Below are 21,329 nucleotides of genomic sequence, written 5' to 3'. Positions count from 1 at the left end.
TATGATAAAATTATTATCATAAACGTTCTTTTTAATTTGCGGCAGACTGACGATGATTTAAAGTGCCGCTTTTATTTTTTCCAGCATTTCTTTATATTCACCGTCATTGAGATGTATTTTATTGGGATTCATGGCAAAAACACCGCCCCATTCAAATTTATCTTTATATTTTGGGACGAGATGTGTATGGAGATGTTTTGCCGTATCACCGTATGCACCATAATTTATTTTGTCCGGATGGAAAATTTTATGCAAAGCACGGGACAAAACAGCAATGTCCCGATAATATCCGGCAATGTCGGTATTGCTGAGATCGGTGATATTATCAATATGGTCTTTGTAGGCTGCAATGCATCTGCCCGGATGGCTTTGTTCTTTAAATAAATAGATTTTACTGTATGACAGTTCACAGATGAATATACCGAAACCTGATAATATATCATCATTGCCACAGTAAGCACAATCTGGATCCCTCATAATTGTTTCCTCCCACAATATGAAAAATATATTAGTATATAATCAATACAATTATATATTACAACAAAAAAGTAAAAATTACAATTTTTATAAAAAGTAAAAATATTATAAAATGATTATAAAAATAACAAGTTGAATATATGTAAGAATATGAACTTCGTCCATAAATTATAATGTACGGACATTTATTAATATTGAATTGCCGTGTAGTTTAGGCTGATATATGCCATACGCACTTAGAGTTTTATTATACGCTCAGCCGAATTAAAAGTCGGGAAAATAATGGAAGCATTTATTTCCTGACTTTCAATTTATTATTCAGTTGATCAATGATGCCAATAAAATATTTTTATTGAATACTTCCATTTATATCTTCATTCATTTTTGTCGCCCAATGGATCACCTCATTATAAAGAGAGGCAAGTAATTCTTCAGAAAAATTATTCTCATGGCACCAGTTTTTTACCTTCTCCCAATCGCCGTGTTCATAATCAGTGACCATGTTGAGGAGCTGTCCCAAATCGTTTTGCCGAAACAGCAGAGCTGCTTTTATTTCCGGAGCAAGTCCCAGCTCATCAATCACTTTTTCTATAGGCTGGTCAAGGACTACATCGGACAATGATAACATACCTATTAAAAAGGCAGTATCCTTTTCTGAATTTTTAGCGGGAATATTTTCGGCAGCAAGTTCACAAAATTTGGCACGGATTAACAAGATAACAAATAATTCATTGGGCTTTTCTGATGATAAATCCCGAATACAGACCAGATTGACCCAATTGCGTACACCGTTTATTCCCAGCAGCGCTATTGCCTGTCTGAGATTGCGAACCTCATTGGGAATGCCTATATATGGGGAATTTATATATTTCAACAGCTTATGAATAAGAGAAAGATCATTTTTGATGATATCTTCTATACGATTTATATCGACATGAGCGCTATTCATTTCACGCATCAGCATAAATTGCGCCGTTATGTCTACACGTGCTGTTTTCTCCGAAATAATCACAGGTTTGCAGAAAAAATATCCCTGAAATAATTCATAACCAAATGATAAAGCTTGCGTGTACTCTTGCTGGGTTTCCACTTTTTCAGCCAAGAGTTTGATATGCTGCGGGATGATATAGCGTATTTTTTCTCGTTCCTCTGCAGTATTAGTAATCAAAAAATCAATTTTTACTATATCCGCCAAGTCGATGAATGGCTGATACTTTGGCTCAAATACAAAATCGTCAAGGGCAAATGTATAGCCGTTATCCTTTAATTCTTTGCATTTGGCTAATAGGGGTGCTGTAGGTTCTGTATTTTCCAGGATTTCTATCACCACCATTTCAGGAGGTAAAAGCTCTACGTCACCATTTGTTATATTCTGTTCGGTAAAATTTACGAATACTTTTTTATTGCTGGCTAATTTACCAATACCAAATGCAACCATGCTGTTTGATAGGATCTTTTGAGTTGCAGCATATCCATTAATTTTGTAATTCATTGAATTTTGCAGGCCGTCACGAAAGAGAAGCTCATATGCCACGGTTTCTTTGCTTTGGTTTAGTATAGGCTGGCGGGCTACATATACATTCATGAAATCATCACCTTCTTTTTATACCTATTATAATATATATATTATAATAAACTACATTTTTATAATAAAAATTGATTACATATTATGATGTAACAATATATAAGAAAAACAAGGGGATAAGTTCTTGGATACTTATCCAATAGAAAAGTAAGACAGCGGGATCATACAAGCTATACTTTAAAAGTTCTAATATTATTTTGTACTTCAGCAGCCATTTTAGAAAGAGCTTGACTTGCAGACGCAATTTCTTCACTGGAGGCGGATTGTTCTTCTGCGGCTGCTGAAATTGTTTGAGTTTCTGCAGATGATTTTCTGCTTTCTTTATCGGTTTCGTTTACTAATGTGGCTACATTTTCCATATAATTTGTTATTTCGTCTACGGCATGAGCGTTATTGCCAATTTGTGTCAACATAGTATTGACCATGCTGATAATCTGTTCGAAATTTTCCCCGGCCATACTTACAACTTCTGTTCCTTTTTCAACCTCTGCTTTTCCTTCGGTCATAAATGTTACAGCGTTATCAGTCTTGTGCTGAACATCAGTAATCAATTCAGTGATTTGTTTAGCAGCATCCTGAGATTGTTCGGCCAGTTTTCTGACTTCTTCTGCCACCACGGAGAATCCTTTTCCTGCATCACCAGCTCTGGCAGCCTCTATAGCCGCATTTAAAGCCAACAGATTAGTTTGCCCTGCAATATTGGAAATAACATCGACAATTTTACCGATTTGCTGAGATTTATTTTCCAGATCAGTTATTACACTGGATGTGGCATTTGTTTTTTCCTTGATAATATGCATTTGTTCTATAGTCTTATTTATGGCAATGTCGCCTTTATTAGCAGCCTTAGTCGTTTTTTCGACAGAATCAGACAATATATTTGTATTGACCGATAACTTTTCCATGGATGTAGAAATATTTTTTACAGCACTGTCAGATTTATTACTGAGCTGAAGCTGCTTGTCTGCACTCTCCGCCACTCTGGTGACAGATGCGGCTACTTGGTTGGATGCTTGTGCTGATTGTTCGGCACTGGCGGTGAGCTCTTCCGATGATGCAGCTAATGTATCCGAAGAATGAGTTATTTTTTTTAGGAGAGTGGCAATGTTTTTTGTCATAATAGCAATATTTCTTGATAGATCGCCGAATTCACTTTTATCATTTAAATTATCATTGGCAATAATATTGGAAAAATCACCATTGGCCATATCCTTGACAATTTCGTTTATTTTGTTCAGATTTTTGGAAATTTGTTTAATAATTACCCAGCCTATCAATATACTTAAAAGAATAGCTGCCATTGTGATTATGATAAATAAAATGCTGCTTACTTTAAAATAATCTTCATTTTGAATATTCATCTGATCAGCACTTTCACTGAGCTTTTTTATAAGAGTATATTGGTCATCATAAAATTGGGACAGGAGAAAATCCCCTTTTTCCTTGTATAGGGTATGCCCCTGTTCATTGCTATTGTGCATCCCCAACTGAATAATTTCATTTTGAATATTGACATATTGAAGATATTTATTATCGGCATCTTTTGCAGAATCAAGTATATCCTTATTGAGCGATAAGTTTTGAAATTTACTTATGTCATTTTCTATGGTCTTTTTAGTTTCAGTGATATCATTGAAATACTGCTGCCGTTCAGCATCATTCTCTTCAAGCAGTATTCGGTACGTATCTTCCTGTGTTCGGCGGATCATAGTTCTTACATCGTAAATATATTCTATAGCAAGCAAATTTTCGTTGTACATTTTATTCGTTATTAAATGGCTTTTATCTAAAGAATAATAGCCAACACCGCTTAATAAAATTATAAAGAACAGTAAAATAGTTACTAGTAAAACAAGCTTTTCCCTTACCTTCATTTTAGTGACAAAGTTCATAGTGATGAGACCCCTTTCATAAATAAAAATTATTTTGTCTTAATATTAATTCTATGTAAAATATTATTATTCCTTTTTAAACAATATTAATAATTATATTATAAATTTTCAGTTTGTTATAAATATAATATATGGTATTTGCAGTAAGCAAATATAAAAATTATTTATGTATAGATTTTTATGCATAAAAAGGTATGTATGGTTGCAATCAAGTGGCTGACAGCAGTAATATAAGATCAAATATTTCGGAGGAAAATTATGAGAAAAATATTAAGCACAATTTTTTTAATTTTGATTTGCGGTGGGACAGTGGCTTCAGGAAACGTATCTGCAGATGTAATCCTGCCAAACGGTGCCGGCTCATTTGTCATACAGGAATCGGCAACAGGTGCAAATGAAGATCCGATGCCTGTTTTTTATTATCGACCTACAGCATGGACGGCGGATAGACCTGTAGTTTTAATATTCCACGGTGTGCGCAGAAATGCCGATAAATATAGAGATGACTGGATAAAATATGCTGAGCAGTATAATATGCTGATAATATGTCCGGAATTTTCTAAGTCTAAATATCCCGGAGTGCGTTATTATAATATCGGTAATGTTGCCGACTCGGATGATGCGTCAGCAATGCTGCAGCCGAAAGAGAAATGGATTTTTCCTGTCGTCAAAGATATTATTGCTAAGGTAAAAATTTTGACAGGCGCGAAGGAAGAAAACTTTACTCTTTATGGACATTCTGCGGGAGCGCAATTCTTGCATCGCTGCCTGTTTTTCGGCGATATACCAAAGGTCCGCAATATTATTATTGCAGAAGCAGGATGGTATACAATGCCGAATAGTGATGTCGAATTTCCCTACGGCGTCAAAAACATGTATATTGGCAAAAAAAATATGGCAGAAATATTTTCCCGGTCTGTTTTTGTTATGCTGGGAGATGAGGATGTAAACAGAAGTGAGGTTTTTCGCAAAACTTCTTTGGCAGATATGCAGGGGAAAACACGTTTCGCACGGGGAAGTAATTTTTTTACCGGAGCAAAAGAGACGGCAGAAAATATAGGAGTGCCGTTTCGATGGCAGCTCTTAACAGTGCGAGGAGCAGGGCATAATGACAGTGAAATAGCAAAGGAGGCAGCCAAGCTGATTAATGACGGCGGCAATAAATAGAAAAATGTGCCTATTATATTTTTGATAATTTATAAGAAAAATTATTGAATATAATTAAATGGCGATTGGTATAAAGTGTAATATATTTAATTATTTAAGGAAAGCCGGCAAAAGAGCAATTCTATTGCTGCAAAATTTTTTTTTAGATTTGACAATAATCAATGGCAAAATATATTATTAAGAAAATGATGATAAAAAATACAGGCAATAGTTTAATGCTGTATTGATTTGTAAGTGAGGTAAAAATGAAGCTTGTAACTGTCTCGGGACCGCCATCTTCAGGGAAAACAGCAGTCATTCTGCAATTGATAGAAAGACTGAAACAGGATGAGTCAACTGCGGGAGCAGTCAAGTTTGACTGTCTGACCACTTTTGATAAAGCGGCTTATGTTTCTTCTGATGTGCCTGTACAAATAGGGTTGTCGGGGAAATTCTGTCCGGACCATTTTTATATCAGCAATATAGAAAAATGTGTTCAATGGGGCATAAAAAATAAGTTCGATTATTTGTTTACCGAAAGCGCGGGACTTTGCAACAGATGTTCTCCCCATGTGCAGGGGGTTTTGGCGATTTGCGTGATCGACAGCCTTGCCGGAGTACATACTCCCCGAAAAATCGGACCGATGCTAAAATATGCTGATATTATAGTGATAACAAAGGGGGATATAGTTTCACAGGCAGAGCGGGAAGTATTTATGTTTAATGTGCTTCAGGCCAATGCCAAAGCTCATGTGATTTTCATAAACGGAATCACAGGCCAGGGGGCGTTCATGTTAAGGAAACATGTACAGACGGCAAGAGAAGTAGTATCCTTGCAGGATTATCGGCTGCGGTTTACAACACCGGCAGCAGTATGTTCTTATTGCACGGGCGAAACTCATATTGGCGACAATTATCAGATGGGCATGATGAAAACGATGGAATTCAGGTGATACTGATGGAGCAGGAAGAGTTCATAAAAAAGAGCAGCATTCTCGAAGTAAAAAAACAATATCCCCAGGCGCAGGATTTTCTTGAAAATATAGGACTGCAAAATCTGCCCGAAGACCTGCCCTTGGATGAGGCATTGCTGACAGTGCCGGAAGATGATCTGGCCCAGTTCGATCTGACGAGAAAAAGTCTGCCGGAGCAGTTGATCGAATTTATCAATACTATCAGAAAAATAAAGGGCACTTGCACACAAGTGAAAAACCTGACAATAATAGGCGGTGAAAATAAAAACAGACAGAAGGAAAAAATAACATTGACTGTTAAGGCAGGCGAAATTATCAGTATAGTCGGCCCTACTGGTTCGGGGAAAAGCTGTCTTTTAGCAGATGTTGAGTGCCTGGCACAGGGGGATACTCCGTCAAAACGGTGTATCATGATCAATGGCGGACGGCTTAGTGATGAGGAGCGGTTTGATTTAGGGAATCGGCTGGTAGCACAATTGTCACAAAATATGAATTTTGTTATGGATGTGAGCGTGGCGGACTTTCTTTCGATGCACGCCAAAATTCGTTTGGTCAAAGATGAGCAGGCGGTGGTGAAAAAATGTTTTGATACGGCCAATAAGCTCGCCGGTGAGAAATTTTCAGATGATACCAAGGTGACTCAGCTGTCCGGCGGTCAGTCCAGAGCATTGATGATTGCTGATGCCGCCTATATAAGTTCATCGCCCATCGTATTGATAGATGAAATAGAAAATGCCGGTGTTGACCGTCAGGAAGCTATAAAATGTCTGGCACGAAGCGAAAAGATCGTTATACTTTCAACACATGATCCCCTGCTGGCATTGGGGGCCGATAAGCGTATTGTCATAAAGAACGGCGGAATGGATAAAATCATAACTACGACCGATACAGAGAAAAAATGCAGGAATACCATAAAACATTTGGATGATACATTATTGGATATCAGAAACCGTCTGCGCAGAGGAGAACTGATAGAAAATATCGATGAATTAAGGAACAATATTTAAAAACGTTGATTATTATGAGAGGACCGGGAATAATTTATGTGGGAAATTTATGACCAATTGATAAACGCGATACCGGACGGCTTAGCCGTAGAGTATGTTGTGGCAGGAACGTATCATGTGTGTGTCAGAAGCGAATTGGGAATGGGACTGGCACCGCTCCTGCCGGGAGATATGCGCAGTGAACGTTACCCGCGGGAAATAGGGATGCCCTTGAAAAAATTGGCCGAAGCAGTTAAGTCGTGGAATTTTATAGAAGCTTCAATCGGACATGCCGCATTAAACGCATATTATAATGCAATTCCCGTTGCCGGAAAGAACGGGATAGACTTCGGCAACGGGCGCCACAGTGAAGACCGCTTGAAGGATCCTTTTATTGCTTACCAAAATGCCATAAAGGGCAAAAAAGTAGCAGTGATCGGTCATTTCCATTATTTGGATAAATTATTTGCACCAGTATGTGATCTTTCTATAATTGAGAGAACACAGCAGGAAGGAGACTATCCGCTGGAGGCAGCCGAATATATTCTGCCGCAGAGTGATTTTGTGATAATTCCCTGTTCGTCAATTGCTTATAAAACATTGCCGCGTTATTTGGAACTTGCTGAAAATGCTTATGTAATTATGGTGGGATGTTCGACGACATTGTCTCCGGTGCTGTTTGAAAGAGGGATTGACGATCTGTCAGGTCTGGTAGTCAGTGATGAAGAAAAGGCAAAAAATATTATCAGCGGAAATATAAAAGGCAATATTCATTTGGCTGCACAAAAAGTAAGCATGAAAAAAACTCTGTTTTTTAAACAATGAAATATGAATTTTAAAAATTCACGTTGACCGTATCTTGGGATGATACAATTTACGCAGTAAATATTTTTATCTGCAATATAGAACAGGTTTGCAAAGGAGACGGATCATGTCAATATTTTCTGTATTGATTGTTGATGATGATGAAAAATTGGTCAAATTGCTGAAAGCTTATTTTGACAGGGAAGACTTTATTACATATACTGCCGAAGACGGACTTTCAGCTTTACAGGCAGTGAAGGATAAAAGCCCCAGTGTCATTATTCTTGATCTGATGTTGCCGGGCATGAGTGGCTGGGATGTATGCAAACAAGTAAGGCGTGATAATGACACTCCTATTCTCATGCTTACTGCCAGAGATGAAGAAAGTGATCGATTGATCGGTCTGGAGATTGGCGCGGATGATTATGTAACTAAGCCGTTCAGCCCGCGTGAAGTGGTTGCCAGAGTGAAGGCGATTTTAAGACGTGTTGGCAATAGCGTTGTAAACAGAAGAATTTTGAAGATGGATAATATTACTATTGATCCTGAACGCCATCAGGTATTTAATGGGGGTCTTCCGGTAGAACTCACTCCCACTGAATTTAAATTATTGGAGTTGTTGGCTGGCAATCCCGGGAAAGTTTTTACCAGACTGCAAATTGTCGAACAAACACAAGGTTATATGTTTGACGGATATGAGCGGACTATTGACACTCATATTAAAAATCTGCGTCGTAAACTGGAAGCTGATCCAAAAAATCCGCGCTATTTGCAGACCGTATATGGTATTGGCTATAAGTTTAATGGCGGCAGTAATGAGTAGGTTTAATAGTATCACCGTACGGATTACGGGACTTACCTTTGTAGCCATTGCAGTCACCGTTTTTGTGCTTATTTATCTGGCGGATGTGCAAATGGAGGAACAGTTCAAGGAATATTTGATAGTGCAGCAAATACAAATGCAGGGCGGAAATATGTATGACAGCGAGCATACGATGGCGCTGGTTATGGGACCGACTGAAAAAACTTTTCTGATGTCAGTTCATAATTCATTGTTCTGGGTAGGGCTGATAATGCTGCTGCTTGGATTGTTGGTAAGTTATCTGCTGGCAAGAAGTATTACTGTTCCTCTTAAAAATCTCGGGCAGGCTGCCAAGGAAGTAAAAAAAGGCACTTTTGGCAAAACCGTATCAGTCAGGACTAATGATGAGGTCGGTGAATTGGCAGATATTTTTAATCAAATGTCGCAGACACTGGCAGATAATACCAGACTTAAAAAGCAGCTGCTTGCTAATGTTGCGCATGAGCTCAGGACTCCTCTGGCAGTTATTCAAGGAAATATTGAGGGAATGCTCGACGGTGTTGTTGAGCCCAGTAAAGATCAGCTTCGTTCGCTGTATGAAGAAGCCATACGTTTGAATCGTCTTATAAGGGATTTGCGGGATCTGTCACTTGCTGAAGTTCATCAACTGACACTGGAAAAATCTCCTGCTGATATAAATAATCTGATCAACCGATTGATTGCTTCGCTGAAACCGCTGAGTAATAAAAAAAATATAACAATCAACTTTACTAATGGTAAGGAAAAGCTGCCTGATATTTTGGTGGATCGGGATCGTATCAGCCAGGTCTTTTATAATGTTATTGTCAACGCTGTCAGATATTCACCGGAATGCAGCACTATACAGATAAAAACGGCTCTCCTGAATAAACAGGAGGGCCGTTGGGTAAAAATTTCCATAGCTGATAACGGAACAGGTATATCAAAAGAAGATCTGCCACATGTGTTTGATCATTTTTATCGCGGCGATAAATCCAGAGACAGAAAGAGCGGAGGTTCCGGTCTCGGACTGGCAATAGTCAGACAACTGATCGAAAATCACGGCGGGAAAATAGAAGTGACCAGTACGATAGGCATGGGAACGACATTTAATATATTACTGCCGTTAAATTGACACAGGGACTATTTGTTTGCTGTGCCGCAACCTAAAGGGGCTGTCGGAATAATGCATTTTGGCAATTCATCGGCCGGTTTCTTCGGCTTCTATTTCCTCCAAAGTACGGCCTCGTGTTTCAGGCACACGTATTTTCACAAAAAGCACTCCCAACATGCATATGACACCGAAAATTGCGAAGACGACTTCCTGTGGCATAGACGCAGTCATGATGGGGAATAATAAGCCTACAAGCCATGAACCGATCCAGTTAAAAGATGAAGCCAGGCCTGCTGCTCGTCCGCGAACAGACAGAGGGAATATCTCACCGACGATTACCCAGGTTATAGGAGCCCATGTAGCGGAATAAAAAGCAACGTAGATGCACAGAAAAAATACTATCATCATAGAGCTGGTGCCGGGTATCAGCCAATTTATAACTGCTGGCAGGATAAAAGACAGCCCCATGATGAAACCGGCTACCATCAAAAGTGTGCGTCTGTTAAATTTTTCTGCGATCCATATATATACTAACGAACCCAGCACAAGGATCAAGCCTTGAATTATCGGCCACATTAATTCGTTGGTTGCCGCGCTTCCGGTAGCTTTTTCTACAATCAGAGGAATATAGTAAAAAATAGCATTAGCTCCTTGGAATTGCTGGAAGGCAGCGACACCGACACCGGCAATGATCAAATAGCGATATTTACTGTTTAGCAAGCTTGCCCAGCTGACTTGATGTGCTGCTTGATTTTCTTTTGCAGCGGTTTCTTTTATGTCATTCAGTTCAGCTTCGATTTCATTTTGCGGACGGACATAACTCAATACTCTGCGGGCCTCATCATAATGGCCGTTTTTAATCAAGTAGCGCGGTGATTCCGGCAAACGCAGCACACCAAAAAATAAAATGATAGCGGGAAGGCAGGCAAAACCAAGCATTAATCGCCATGACATTTCCCCGGGGAGATCTTTCAATAAAAAATCCACAACATATGAAACAAGCATCCCTGAAACGATCATGGTCTGATTGATACCGGAAAGACGGCCGCGCAGCTTTGCCGGTGCCAGTTCAGAAATATATGCTGGTACTAATGCTGAAGCGGCGCCTACGCCAAGTCCTAAGAAAGCGCGAACTATTATCATATAAGTTTGACCGTTATCAGGAGCGATACCTGACAGTAATGCGAAAATAGCAAATAATATTGCTGAAATCAAAATCATTCTGCGTCGTCCGAGTTTATCAGCAAGCTGTCCTGCCAAAGCTCCGCCAAAAATTGCGCCAAACATAACAGCTGAAGTGATCCATCCTATGGTAGACGCGTTTGTAAGCTGCCAATCATGGGTCAGAAAAGGCAGTGCTCCTGTCATGACGCCGATGTCGTAACCAAAGAGAATCCCGCCAAAAGCCCCAAAGAAATAAATATAACTGCTGGATATTTTCTTCTCTTCCAAATTTTTGCACCTCTCTATTAATTAAGAAAAAATCAGAATAGCAGGGATATTATTTTAAATCAAAATAATATCCCTTGATATATCTGCATAACGGCTTCAATTGTAAATACCAAACCACATTTATAATGTTTCTGCATAGTAACGGTGACAGAAAACTTTATTCAATTACAATTGATTCAATCCCAAACATTTTGGCCAAATCGTCTATTTGATTTTCTGTTAAGGCAAAGGAAAATACAGAATGGTGTCCGCCGCCGTTTTCGATCCATTTGATAGAACCTTTTTTCAGACCCGCCTTTGGTGTCCATAATTGTTTTGCTACTGGCAGATGGGGTGTTTCTGCTTCCGGTTTATTGGCATTTACCGGATAGCTGAGCAGTTTAAAACCATTGGCAAAGTGGGAGAGTGTCACATCAATAGCATCTCCTTCAGATCCTGTGAATACAAGACGTGCCGGAGCTTCTTTTCCGCCGATATCAAGCGGATGAACCTCAACACGTGGTTTTTCGCTGGCTATGGAAGGATCTACTTCCAGCATATGCGCTCCTAAAATTGCCTCATGTCCCTTGCGCAGATCCAGCGTGTAGTCTTCCATAAAGGCAGTGTTCTTGTTATGTGCCATGATTTTCAGTAATCTGCTCAATCCTGCGGACTTGCCGTCTCCTTCAGCACCGAATCCATACCCATCGCGCATTAACAGCTGAGTAGCCAAACCCGGCAGCTGTGCCAGTCCGTGTAAATCTTCAAAATTAGTGGTAAAAGCTGTATAGCCGCCCCGTTCCAAAAATCTTTTTATACCCAGATATTCTTTTAGTTGAACACGTACCGAATGTTCAAATTCAGCTGCACTGTTATTGCCCTGCACAAGTGTGTAATGCTTTTGCAGATCGTGGTATTCTTTGTCAACCGCGCTGTCCTCGACTTTGTCGATTTCTTCCACCAGATCGCCCACGCCATAATAATCAACTGTCCATCCCAGTACGATCTGTGCTTCTACTTTATCAAGCTCAGTAACGGCGACATTACGCATTGTATCACCGAAGCGGCATATTTTGATTTTGAAACTTTCGTTATAAGCAACAGCAACGTCTTCCCAGCGTGCTATTTCATCCTGAATATCCGTATCACCCCAATATCCATAAACAATTTTATTATTTTTGTGCAGCCGGGCATTAATATATCCATATTCACGATCCCCGTGGGCACTCTGGTTCAAATTCATATAGTCAAAATCGATAGTGTCATAAGGGATTTTATTTAAATATTGGGTGGCTAAATGCAGTAATGGTTTTTGAAGCAGTTTTGTACCGCGAATCCAGTTTTTGGCTGGTGAAAAGGTATGCATCCAGGTAATGACACCCGCGACGGCATCATTGTAGTTTACTTCTTTCATAAATTCTGTAATACCATCAGCAGTTGTCATAACATCCTTGAAAACTATTTTATAAGGCAGTTTACCGCTTTCGTTCAATTTATCCACTACAACCTGAGCATCTTCAGCAACCTGCCTTAACTGTTCTTCCCCATAAAGAAATTGACTGCCGGTAACAAACCAAAATTCATACTTATTGACTGATAACATTTTTCATTACTCCTTCTGTAGAAATATTAGATAATATTTCTTAAATTAAAAATTTTCAACTTATTATTTTTTGAGACAATGCTGTTACCTGCCTATATATGAAGACAGGCCGGTTAAGACAAAATTGATGTCCTGCATTGCTCAATTAATACGCAAATTTTTCATGAAACAGGATTCTGTTGTTTTTCGGTAAGCATATCAACAGCATGGTGTTCTATGGACAGGCCGGCTCTGTAAAGATCGATAAATTGCTTACAGCCTGCAACACCCATAGGTTCGGGATTCAATGTCAGCGTTTCCGGGTTTTCAAAAACTTTTTGATCCAGGAAATCTTCTAACCTCAAATCATTTTTTTTCACATAGGCAGCGAGCACTGCCATACCCCACGGGCCTCCCTGACTCGCTGTTTTCATGACAGTGATAGGGGTGTTAAGTGCGTTGGCCAATGTCTGCTGGGCAATTATTGGCGTTTTAAATAAACCGCCCTGTGCTATGAGTACTTCTGTTCGAATCTGTTCTTCGTTTGTCAAAATATCCATGCCTATTTTCAGGGGAGCGAAGGCGGCATAAAGCTGTGCCAATATAAAATTAGCCAAATTAAATTCACAATTGGCTGTTCTGACAAATAAGGGGCGTCCAGATGGCATTTTCGTAATATTTTCACCGGACAGATAACTGTAATTTACAAGGCTGCCAGCGTCAGGCCTGGCTTTAGCCGCCACAAGAAATAATGCCTCATATAATTTATCGGCCTGAAGTTCTATACCTAATCTGCCGGCAAATTGTTTAAAAATGTCTGCCCATGCATTAATATCTGAGGAACAATTGTTAGTATGAACCATTGCTACAGGCGAACCATCCGGCGTCATTACAATATCAATATCCCGATGAACTTTTTTAAGTGGTTTATCCAGAACAACCATTGAAAAAGCGGAAGTACCCACTGAAATATTGCCTGTTTTTTTGCGGACGCTGTTGGTGGCTACCATTCCTGTACCAGCATCTCCTTCGGGCGGAGCCATTACACTGCCGGCTGTAAGTGTTCCCTTCTCATCCAGCAGACGAGCACCTTCTTCGGTCAGATAACCTGCGGGCTGGCCCGCTTTCAGCACTTTGGGCAAAATACTCCTTATATTCCAGGTATACGTTTTCACTTGTTCCAATTGACTGAACATTCCTAAGAATACTGCATCGTAGTCACCGGTCTGTTCATCAATAGGAAACGCACCTGAGGCGTCACCGATGCCAAGAAATTTTTCACCGGAAAGCCGCCAATGCACATAACCCGCTAAAGTTGTCATAAAATCGATGCTGTCGACATGAGCTTCCTTGTTTAATATAGCCTGATATAAATGTGCGATGCACCAGCGCTGCGGGATATTAAAATCAAATAGATCCGTAAGTGCATCCGTAGCAGCTTCCGTCAAATTATTTCGCCATGTCCTGAAAGGGGTCAATAAATCACCGCTGTTTGAAAAAACCAGGTAACCATGCATCATTGCACTGACTCCGATAGAACCTATATTGATCAATGGCTGATGATATTTACTGTAGACATCAGCCGCCAATTGCTTATAGCTCTCTCTTATTCCATCCCAAACCTGCTGCAGCGGATAGGTCCATACACCATCTTTATACTGATTTTCCCACACATAATATCCTGAAGCTATAGTGTTAAAATCATCTGTAATCAAAACTGATTTGATTTGGGTGGAGCCAAGCTCGATTCCCAACGAAATGTGCCCGTCTTTTATCGCACGAGAAGTTTCAATCAAATTCATTGAAGATATACACCTCCTTATAATTATCATACAACTTTATTTATATAATACAACTTATGCACCAGGATGTAAATAAGATAATTGAAAATATTATTAAAAATTTTTTCACTATTAAAAACACTTTCACTTTTCTAAGCATATCAGAATACAAATTATTTAAAGCAATGATAATAAATTGACACTTATCGACAAAAAAACCAAATAAAAACGACTTGCCAGTGAAACTGACAAGCCGTTTTTCAGCATATTTTTTTTACTGAAGTTCTTTCGATAAGTTCAGGCGGGAATTTCACATCACCGGCTGTAACACCTTTTATTAAATCGAGCAGGGTCTCCGCAGCAACCTGACCGAGCTTTTCCTTAGGATGCCTGAAGGTTGTAAGGCTGAAACCAAATTCCATTTGAAAATCAAGATTGGAATCATCAAAACTGATCAGCGATATGTCTTCTGGTATTATTTTGCTGTGCTTATATAAAATCCTTGTTATCTCTCTGGACATTTGATCATTGTAGCAAATCATGGCTGTGCATTTTTCAGCTGTTTTTAAAATCCTGTCACTGAAATGCCGGGCAAATGCTTCATTTTTATCTTCTGTGGTATACCAGATCAGATTACCTTCGGCAAAACTCATACCGTTTCTGCGTAAGGCTTCCACACAGCCGGCGTATCTCAATCTCCCCTGCATATCGTCCAGTTTGAACAAACCGCCGATCTTTCTGTGTCCGTTCTTTACCAAACATTCAACCGCTTCTTTTCCGCAGGCATAATCATCCATAGCTACACAGGGAATACTCATGTTTGGATAAATTGCATTTATAAGAACGCAAGGAATTTTTCTGCTTATTATCTGCTCGTATATAGTTTGATTTATATTGGGCAAACCAGTTTTTGCAGGTTCAATAACCAGCCCGTCGAGGTTTTTTGCGAGCAGGTTATTAAGAATTTCGGCCTCTCTCTCCATATTGTTATATGTGAGCGACATTTGGACAAAATAATTTTTTTTTATCAACACATCATCTATTCCCTTTATAATAGCAGGGAAAATATATTCATTAAGATATGTTGTTACAACGCCAATCGTTCGCACATTACTAACAGGAAGATTCTTATTTTCAACAGAGTATTTCACGTATGTACCTGAGCCGCGCCGCCGCTCCAGGAAACCCTTGCTTTCCAGGACACTCGTGGCCTGACGTACAGTTTGGCGGCTTATAGAAAATCTTTCCCCCAATTCATTTTCGGAAGGAATTTTTTCGCCAAAGGCCAGATCGCCATTCACGATTTCTGTTTCCAGCCAATTCATTATCTCTACATATTTAGGAATGTTTTTCATACAGTAAAATGCCCCATTTTTATAATCAAAATCATTTATTAACAATTATGAATGATTTTCAGCAGTTTGTCTAGGCTTTATATTTTACTGCGGCTGTGTTCCGCTGAAAAAAATATAGGGTGTATGTATTGTATGATTTGGGTTTGGTATTCTTGCATAAAATTATATATAAGCATCGGACAGATAAAAATGCGGCTGGATATCTCATCAAATATCCAGCCGCATTAACGAAAACTTATTTTTTCTGCCCGTAATAAGCATTTGCTCCGTGTTTTCGCAGATAGTGCTTATCTAAAAGTTCCTGCTGCATAAAAGAAGTTTTTCCTGACAGGGTCGTTGTATGATATGCCATAAAAGCTATTTCTTCAAGAATGACTGCTTTTTTTACAGCCTTCATTGGATCTTTTTCCCAGGCGAATGGGCCGTGTGAATATACTAAAACTCCTGGAACGGCCATCATATCCAGCTGCCTGTCCTTAAAAGTTTCTATTATGACTTTTCCGGTTTCTTTTTCATAGCTGCCTGCTATTTCATTTTCTTTCATGGCTCTTGTGCAGGGGATGGAACCATAAAAATCATCAGCGTGCGTTGTACCAAGTGCCGGGATATCCTTACATGCCTGAGCCCATGAAGTGGCATAGCGGGAATGAGTGTGGACTATACCGCCTATATCAGGGCAGGCCTTGTACAATTCTATATGCGTATCCGTATCAGAAGAAGGGTTATAATTTCCTTCAACCACGGTCCCGTCTAAATCGACTACCACCATATCCTCTGCTTTCATTTTCTCGTAGTCCACACCGGATGGTTTTATTACAACAAGTCCTTTTTCTCGGTCAATACCTGAAACGTTTCCCCACGTGAATGTTACCATTTTATATTTTGGCAACAACAGGTTTGCTTCAAAAACAATTTTTTTCAACTCACTTAACATTCCTGTACCTCCTATATGTATGACATATTTTATTATTGTAATACATTATATATCATTTATTAATATTTGTTAACCTGCATCTTACTTATTTTTTTTGTAAAATAATCATTTATCACATCTTTCAGTAAATAAGGCGCATAGGTGATTGCATCGATGGTATCACCGGCAATATGCGGTGTAATCGTCACATTATCCAATTTGAGAAAAATATCGTCTTTTTCCAAAGGTTCATGCCAAAATACATCCAAAGCTGCTCCTGCAATTTTTTTATTTGACAGAGCATCCACCACGGCACTGCGATCCAATATTTCGGCACGTGCCGTATTGATAAGATAGGCACTGGGCTTCATCAAGGATATAAGGGATTTATTTATCATTCCGGCGGTCTGTTCAGTCACGCGCATATGCAGTGATATGATATCGCATGTTTCAAATAATTTTTCAAGCGGTAAAGATTCGGCGTTCAGGCCTTCTTTTGCCAAATCGCTTTTTTTTACGTAGGGATCATAAAAAGCGCTTTCAATTTTCAGGGCATTTAATCTTTTCAATACTAGCCGGCCTATATAGCCTGCACCCACCAAACCGATTTTCATTCTTTTCAGTGTTGTTTTGTACGGATCGTTGGCAAACGATTTCTGCCAGATACCATTTTTCACCGCATGATGGGCTCGTGCTATATTGCGCGTTTCCGTATACATTAAGGCCAATGTGAAGTCGGCTACAGGTTCGGCATTCCTTATGACATGAATAACAGGTATTTTGGCTTCTGTTGCCGCTTCAATATCAATATTTTCGACACCGCCCCGGCATGCACCGATCAAACGCAAGTGAGGTGCTCCTTCTATTATTTTTCTGTTGACAGGAGCTAAATGTACAAACAGAGCATGAGCTTCTTTGGTGGCATCTGACATGCCTGCGGGAAGGGTTATATTCTCCGGGCCGTTTTTTTCTATTTCCATTATCTTCTTTTGAAATTTATCCTTTGGTAGATCAGAAAACCATTCCAGCTTTTTTATTTCAAGCGTTTCGCCAAAGTTCATCTCTCTGGCAGCTTTTTCCAAATCATCGCTTTTTACCAGCGCATCGCCCACAACTACAATTTTCATAAGCTGTCATCTTTCCTTATCTTCAAAAATATTTTGCATTTATCTGCGGATGTTGACTGCCGCAGATATATGCAAACCTCTCGTGTTCAATTAAGTTTCATGACCTGTCCGCTGACAGCTTCTGCTGCTTTTTCAAGCTGCCCAAAATCATAAAGAAGCTGTAAAAGTCCATAACGATTACGCAGTTCTTTTGCGTATAATATTGCTATTTTCAGCATATCATCTGTTATTCCTATCTGATCAGGTCTGTAGGGTTCTTCTATTTTTTTCATTCTTTGTATCGTTTCAGTGATAGACGGCAGTTTTTTTATTAATTCCTGTATTTTTTCTTTGTTTTCAATGACTTTTTCACGCCGTTTTTTTATGTTGGCGCAATTATTTTTGCCAAACTTTTCTTCCAGCAGGATCACACCGTTTCCGGCAGGACCATATATCTCTGACATTTTTTCAGCCCAAGCTGCCTTGTCAAATTCAGGGACAGGAAAATCTTTTAGGCTGCCTGAAGACAGAATCTCTGCCGCATATCGGTATAAATGCAGAGCTACAATTGTGCCGACGCCGACCTTGGTGCCGTGCAGGATACCGTGTTCACCACGTTGCAAAAACTTCATTTCCCAATAATGCGACATGTGATGTTCACTGCCGGAGGCCGGGCGTGAATTGCCGCTGTAACTCATACCGACTCCGGCCAATACCAGAGCTTCCATGACTGATCCCATGGCATCGGCATCGCGTTGAGCAATACCTGAATCGGCGGCTTTGGCAACAGCAGTCACGGCTTCATTCATGATTTCTGCAATAAAAGGACAATAATATTCGTCATTTACAATATGTGACAGCTGCCAGTCAGTAAGGCATATATATTTGCCGAAAATATCTCCGGCACCTGCGGTTATCATTCGCAGAGGCGCATCCTTTAAAATATCTGTATCTCCTATGATTACCTTGGGTCGGCCAACTTTTTCATAGGTGGTCTTTAAGTTATTCACGATGAGCGGTGCTACGTCGGAAGCATATCCATCCATAGAAGGCGCTGTGGCGACAATGAAATAATCTTTTCCCATTTTATGCGAGCAGAATCTGCACAAATCATTTATTGTTCCGGAGCCTATGCCTATTATCAGATCACAATCATCGGAAACCTGTGTCATTATCCGGCCTATCGCCGTTTCATCGGGGACAAGGTCTTTGTCATCAAATATAAACTTGTCATATTCAAGATCAGCATTGTCTAATGCGGCATAAACTTTTTTGCCCGCTATTTTTTCAGTATTCACATCGGCAATGATACAGATATGGGCATAGCTTTTTTCTTTTACATATCCGGTCAGCTTGGTTATTGCATTTTTACCAATGTCAATATGCCGTATATCACATTCGTGTGTATGTCCGCATGCGCAGTTTATCGTCCTGTTTAAGTACTTGTTCCAGTCCATAGATCTGCCTCCTAAATTTTATGAGCGTATAATTCAGGCAGCTTCTTCGCTGCCTTCAGCACCGGCGTTTTTCATGGCCTGTTTTTGCAGATAATCATTGATTCTGTCATTATTTTTTCTGAACAATATCCATAAGGCAAAGTACAGAATTACAGCAGCGCCTATAAAAAGAGGGCTGGCTGTAAGGAATGCCAAAAATACGAGAGCCATCAGCGGTTTTCCTAAAATATTGAAGCTTGTTATGAGCATTGCCCCTGCAGGGATGGCAACACCGACTCCCAGAGCCATATTAGTAAACAGCGGTGCTGTGTAGGTGCATACATAAAGACCAAGACCGAACCAAATAGTCCCGGATATCAGTATTTTAGCAATATTGCCGTTATGCGTGGCTACAAGTCCCTGCACCATATAAGGCAGTGCCAGCAGATCAACCACCGGCAAGGTGCTGTTGCCGGGCAGGATTATAGCTATTACAAGCATTATTGGGATAAGCAGCAGTCCTGAAATAAGTGTTGCCGGTTCACCATAGCCAACGGCATCATTTACGGCAATATACCATTCCCTGTTGCCGCTATTTTGCATAAATTTGCGGGCACCCTCTGTAATGGGAGCAAATGCCTGAGCAAACATACTGGCTATCTTAGGGAATATAGCCATAACGGCACTTGTCGCTACCGCTACTTTTAAAATCTGGCCCCATGCGGCTAAGGTCAAAATATCATTTATGTTACCCAGAATACCGATGAATCCACCAAGAAAAAGCCCCAGTGTCATTGGTTCACCTAAAAATCCGAATTTTTGCTGTAAATAAACAGGGTTCAATTTGATTTTGTTGAGACCGAACATATTGTATATCGGGTCTGCAACTACCGCAAAAATACTGGCTTCGACATTATGCATGGCAATAATAGTGCAATTAGGGTATTGATAATAGGTGGACCATCTCTTAGCTACCAGTTCAGAAATCAGCAGAGAATACAGATTGAGCAGAACCATACAGGCAATGCCAAGAGTAAAGCTTCCTGTGACACCGATGACCATTGCACCCCAAACCATATAAGAATAATTATTCCATAAGTCGGAGGGCTGGAAGATTTTTGTCCATTTTATCAGAAAAAGTATCGTTTGGAGCGCTATGCCCAGTCCCAGATATATCATGCCTGCGCTGGTGGAAAAAGCAACGAGTGCGGTTGCCTGCCAGCCGACATCAAATACAGGTAAATGAACCCCCGATGAATTTACCATTTGATTTATTACGGGGGTGATGATAGGTGTAAATGAATTTAAAAGCAGCGTGAATCCCTGCAAACCGACACCTGCGTAAACCGCGGAGAGAAAAGATTTTTGTGTAGATACTTTAAATATTTTGGCAATTATAAAAATTATTACCGGCACTATTATGGCTGAACCGAATGTGTCAATAATAGACTTCATAAAAACTAATACAGCATCCATAATTTATTGCTCCTTTATTTCTGCATATTTTCAATTGTTTTTAAAACTTCTGCTAAAAATTCATCCTCGCCTATTCCTGTCAGGCAGGCAAATGCATTTATCGCAGGTATTCCGTAATCACCGGGGGTCAGCGGACTGGTGAATGTGATTAGATCAAATCGGCCTGATTTTGCTAGGTTCAATGCTTCGGTTGGTCTTGATTCAGTTGTGGATACGATATAGCCTTTTTCCTTTAATTTTTCTTTTAATTTACCAGCTACCATAGAAGATGTAACTGTTCCGGAACCACAGACTGATAAAATACTTACTTTTTTCATAATAATTCCTCCAAATCATAAATTATAATATATTAATCCTGCAAGATTAAAAGCATAAGACGGGGGCTATATTATATTCAGACATATTTTTAATATTGTCTGAATGGGACAGCTTTTTATAAAGCTTTAATGTA

At 39.7% G+C, this 21,329-nt stretch carries 18 protein-coding genes; 6 read left to right on the top strand and 12 right to left on the bottom strand.

Annotated elements, in window-relative coordinates:
• Positions 1 to 57 precede the first annotated feature (57 nt).
• The 3 genes from NXG61_RS02650 to NXG61_RS02640 form a co-directional block, all read right to left on the bottom strand.
• Positions 58 to 477, bottom strand: a complete 420-nt coding sequence (locus NXG61_RS02650) for an HIT family protein (RefSeq protein ID WP_196604345.1) — start codon at positions 475 to 477, stop codon at positions 58 to 60.
• Between the two features lie 349 nt (positions 478 to 826).
• A complete protein-coding gene (locus NXG61_RS02645; protein WP_307223629.1) occupies positions 827 to 2,062 on the bottom strand; it encodes an EAL and HDOD domain-containing protein in 1,236 nt (411 codons plus the stop codon).
• A 170-nt stretch (positions 2,063 to 2,232) separates the two neighbouring features.
• Positions 2,233 to 3,954, bottom strand: coding sequence for a methyl-accepting chemotaxis protein (locus NXG61_RS02640; protein WP_307223631.1), 1,722 nt, complete (start codon positions 3,952 to 3,954; stop codon positions 2,233 to 2,235).
• A gap of 258 nt (positions 3,955 to 4,212) precedes the next feature.
• Here NXG61_RS02640 and NXG61_RS02635 point away from each other — a divergent pair, with 258 nt between their 5' ends.
• The 6 genes from NXG61_RS02635 (at position 4,213) to NXG61_RS02610 (ending at position 9,819) form a co-directional block, all read left to right on the top strand.
• Positions 4,213 to 5,121, top strand: a complete 909-nt coding sequence (locus NXG61_RS02635; protein ID WP_307223634.1) for an alpha/beta hydrolase — start codon at positions 4,213 to 4,215, stop codon at positions 5,119 to 5,121.
• A 245-nt stretch (positions 5,122 to 5,366) separates the two neighbouring features.
• A complete protein-coding gene (locus NXG61_RS02630; protein ID WP_196604349.1) occupies positions 5,367 to 6,053 on the top strand; it encodes a GTP-binding protein in 687 nt (228 codons plus the stop codon).
• Positions 6,054 to 6,058: 5 nt separating this feature from the next.
• A complete protein-coding gene (locus tag NXG61_RS02625) occupies positions 6,059 to 7,081 on the top strand; it encodes an ATP-binding cassette domain-containing protein (protein ID WP_307223637.1) in 1,023 nt (340 codons plus the stop codon).
• 36 nt (positions 7,082 to 7,117) lie between these two features.
• Positions 7,118 to 7,885, top strand: coding sequence for a Rossmann-like domain-containing protein (locus tag NXG61_RS02620; RefSeq protein ID WP_307223639.1), 768 nt, complete (start codon positions 7,118 to 7,120; stop codon positions 7,883 to 7,885).
• 106 nt (positions 7,886 to 7,991) lie between these two features.
• Positions 7,992 to 8,687 (top strand): response regulator transcription factor, encoded by a 696-nt coding sequence (locus tag NXG61_RS02615; protein WP_196604352.1) that lies wholly within the window; start codon positions 7,992 to 7,994, stop codon positions 8,685 to 8,687.
• Positions 8,680 to 9,819 carry a sensor histidine kinase gene (locus NXG61_RS02610; protein ID WP_307223641.1) on the top strand — a complete coding sequence of 380 codons (1,140 nt, stop codon included), beginning with the start codon at positions 8,680 to 8,682 and terminating at the stop codon, positions 9,817 to 9,819. The genes NXG61_RS02615 and NXG61_RS02610 overlap by 8 nt, the downstream gene beginning before the upstream one ends.
• Positions 9,820 to 9,885: 66 nt before the next feature.
• Here NXG61_RS02610 and NXG61_RS02605 read toward each other — a convergent pair whose 3' ends face one another.
• The 9 genes from NXG61_RS02605 to NXG61_RS02565 all read right to left on the bottom strand — a co-directional run bounded on the left by NXG61_RS02605 (position 9,886) and on the right by NXG61_RS02565 (position 21,195).
• Entirely contained in the window at positions 9,886 to 11,250 is a 1,365-nt protein-coding gene (locus NXG61_RS02605) for a sugar porter family MFS transporter (RefSeq protein ID WP_196604354.1), read from the bottom strand.
• Positions 11,251 to 11,407: 157 nt separating this feature from the next.
• Positions 11,408 to 12,832 (bottom strand): L-arabinose isomerase, encoded by a 1,425-nt coding sequence (gene araA, locus NXG61_RS02600; RefSeq protein WP_196604355.1) that lies wholly within the window; start codon positions 12,830 to 12,832, stop codon positions 11,408 to 11,410.
• A 161-nt stretch (positions 12,833 to 12,993) separates the two neighbouring features.
• Positions 12,994 to 14,613: a xylulokinase gene (locus NXG61_RS02595; RefSeq protein WP_307223645.1), complete on the bottom strand. Its 1,620-nt coding sequence runs from the start codon at positions 14,611 to 14,613 to the stop codon at positions 12,994 to 12,996.
• 239 nt (positions 14,614 to 14,852) lie between these two features.
• Complete coding sequence (locus tag NXG61_RS02590) at positions 14,853 to 15,947, bottom strand: GntR family transcriptional regulator (RefSeq protein ID WP_307223647.1); 1,095 nt, start codon at positions 15,945 to 15,947, stop codon at positions 14,853 to 14,855.
• 235 nt (positions 15,948 to 16,182) lie between these two features.
• Positions 16,183 to 16,881, bottom strand: coding sequence for an L-ribulose-5-phosphate 4-epimerase (araD, locus tag NXG61_RS02585; protein ID WP_196604358.1), 699 nt, complete (start codon positions 16,879 to 16,881; stop codon positions 16,183 to 16,185).
• Positions 16,882 to 16,940: 59 nt separating this feature from the next.
• A complete protein-coding gene (locus NXG61_RS02580) occupies positions 16,941 to 17,987 on the bottom strand; it encodes a 2-hydroxyacid dehydrogenase (protein ID WP_307223649.1) in 1,047 nt (348 codons plus the stop codon).
• Positions 17,988 to 18,073: 86 nt separating this feature from the next.
• Positions 18,074 to 19,423, bottom strand: coding sequence for a sn-glycerol-1-phosphate dehydrogenase (locus NXG61_RS02575; protein WP_196604360.1), 1,350 nt, complete (start codon positions 19,421 to 19,423; stop codon positions 18,074 to 18,076).
• A gap of 33 nt (positions 19,424 to 19,456) precedes the next feature.
• A complete protein-coding gene (locus tag NXG61_RS02570) occupies positions 19,457 to 20,878 on the bottom strand; it encodes a PTS galactitol transporter subunit IIC (RefSeq protein ID WP_196604361.1) in 1,422 nt (473 codons plus the stop codon).
• A gap of 14 nt (positions 20,879 to 20,892) precedes the next feature.
• Positions 20,893 to 21,195 carry a PTS fructose transporter subunit IIB gene (locus tag NXG61_RS02565; protein ID WP_307223651.1) on the bottom strand — a complete coding sequence of 101 codons (303 nt, stop codon included), beginning with the start codon at positions 21,193 to 21,195 and terminating at the stop codon, positions 20,893 to 20,895.
• Positions 21,196 to 21,329: the final 134 nt, after the last annotated feature.

Source organism: Pectinatus haikarae, from assembly GCF_050916305.1.
Lineage (GTDB): Bacteria > Bacillota > Negativicutes > Selenomonadales > Selenomonadaceae > Pectinatus > Pectinatus haikarae.
Note: the sequence above shows the minus strand (reverse complement) of the source record. Positions and strands in the feature narration are given on the sequence as shown.

Coding starts and splice junctions, on each gene's coding strand:
- NXG61_RS02565 (WP_307223651.1), bottom strand. CDS start 21,195: ATGAAAAAAGTAAGTATTTTATCAGTCTGTGGTTCCGGAACAGTTACA.
- NXG61_RS02615 (WP_196604352.1), top strand. CDS start 7,992: ATGTCAATATTTTCTGTATTGATTGTTGATGATGATGAAAAATTGGTC.
- NXG61_RS02630 (WP_196604349.1), top strand. CDS start 5,367: ATGAAGCTTGTAACTGTCTCGGGACCGCCATCTTCAGGGAAAACAGCA.
- NXG61_RS02650 (WP_196604345.1), bottom strand. CDS start 477: ATGAGGGATCCAGATTGTGCTTACTGTGGCAATGATGATATATTATCA.
- araA (WP_196604355.1), bottom strand. CDS start 12,832: ATGTTATCAGTCAATAAGTATGAATTTTGGTTTGTTACCGGCAGTCAA.
- NXG61_RS02640 (WP_307223631.1), bottom strand. CDS start 3,954: ATGAACTTTGTCACTAAAATGAAGGTAAGGGAAAAGCTTGTTTTACTA.
- NXG61_RS02645 (WP_307223629.1), bottom strand. CDS start 2,062: ATGAATGTATATGTAGCCCGCCAGCCTATACTAAACCAAAGCAAAGAA.
- NXG61_RS02595 (WP_307223645.1), bottom strand. CDS start 14,613: ATGAATTTGATTGAAACTTCTCGTGCGATAAAAGACGGGCACATTTCG.
- NXG61_RS02570 (WP_196604361.1), bottom strand. CDS start 20,878: ATGGATGCTGTATTAGTTTTTATGAAGTCTATTATTGACACATTCGGT.
- NXG61_RS02620 (WP_307223639.1), top strand. CDS start 7,118: ATGTGGGAAATTTATGACCAATTGATAAACGCGATACCGGACGGCTTA.
- NXG61_RS02635 (WP_307223634.1), top strand. CDS start 4,213: ATGAGAAAAATATTAAGCACAATTTTTTTAATTTTGATTTGCGGTGGG.
- NXG61_RS02610 (WP_307223641.1), top strand. CDS start 8,680: ATGAGTAGGTTTAATAGTATCACCGTACGGATTACGGGACTTACCTTT.
- NXG61_RS02590 (WP_307223647.1), bottom strand. CDS start 15,947: ATGAAAAACATTCCTAAATATGTAGAGATAATGAATTGGCTGGAAACA.
- araD (WP_196604358.1), bottom strand. CDS start 16,881: ATGTTAAGTGAGTTGAAAAAAATTGTTTTTGAAGCAAACCTGTTGTTG.
- NXG61_RS02625 (WP_307223637.1), top strand. CDS start 6,059: ATGGAGCAGGAAGAGTTCATAAAAAAGAGCAGCATTCTCGAAGTAAAA.
- NXG61_RS02580 (WP_307223649.1), bottom strand. CDS start 17,987: ATGAAAATTGTAGTTGTGGGCGATGCGCTGGTAAAAAGCGATGATTTG.
- NXG61_RS02575 (WP_196604360.1), bottom strand. CDS start 19,423: ATGGACTGGAACAAGTACTTAAACAGGACGATAAACTGCGCATGCGGA.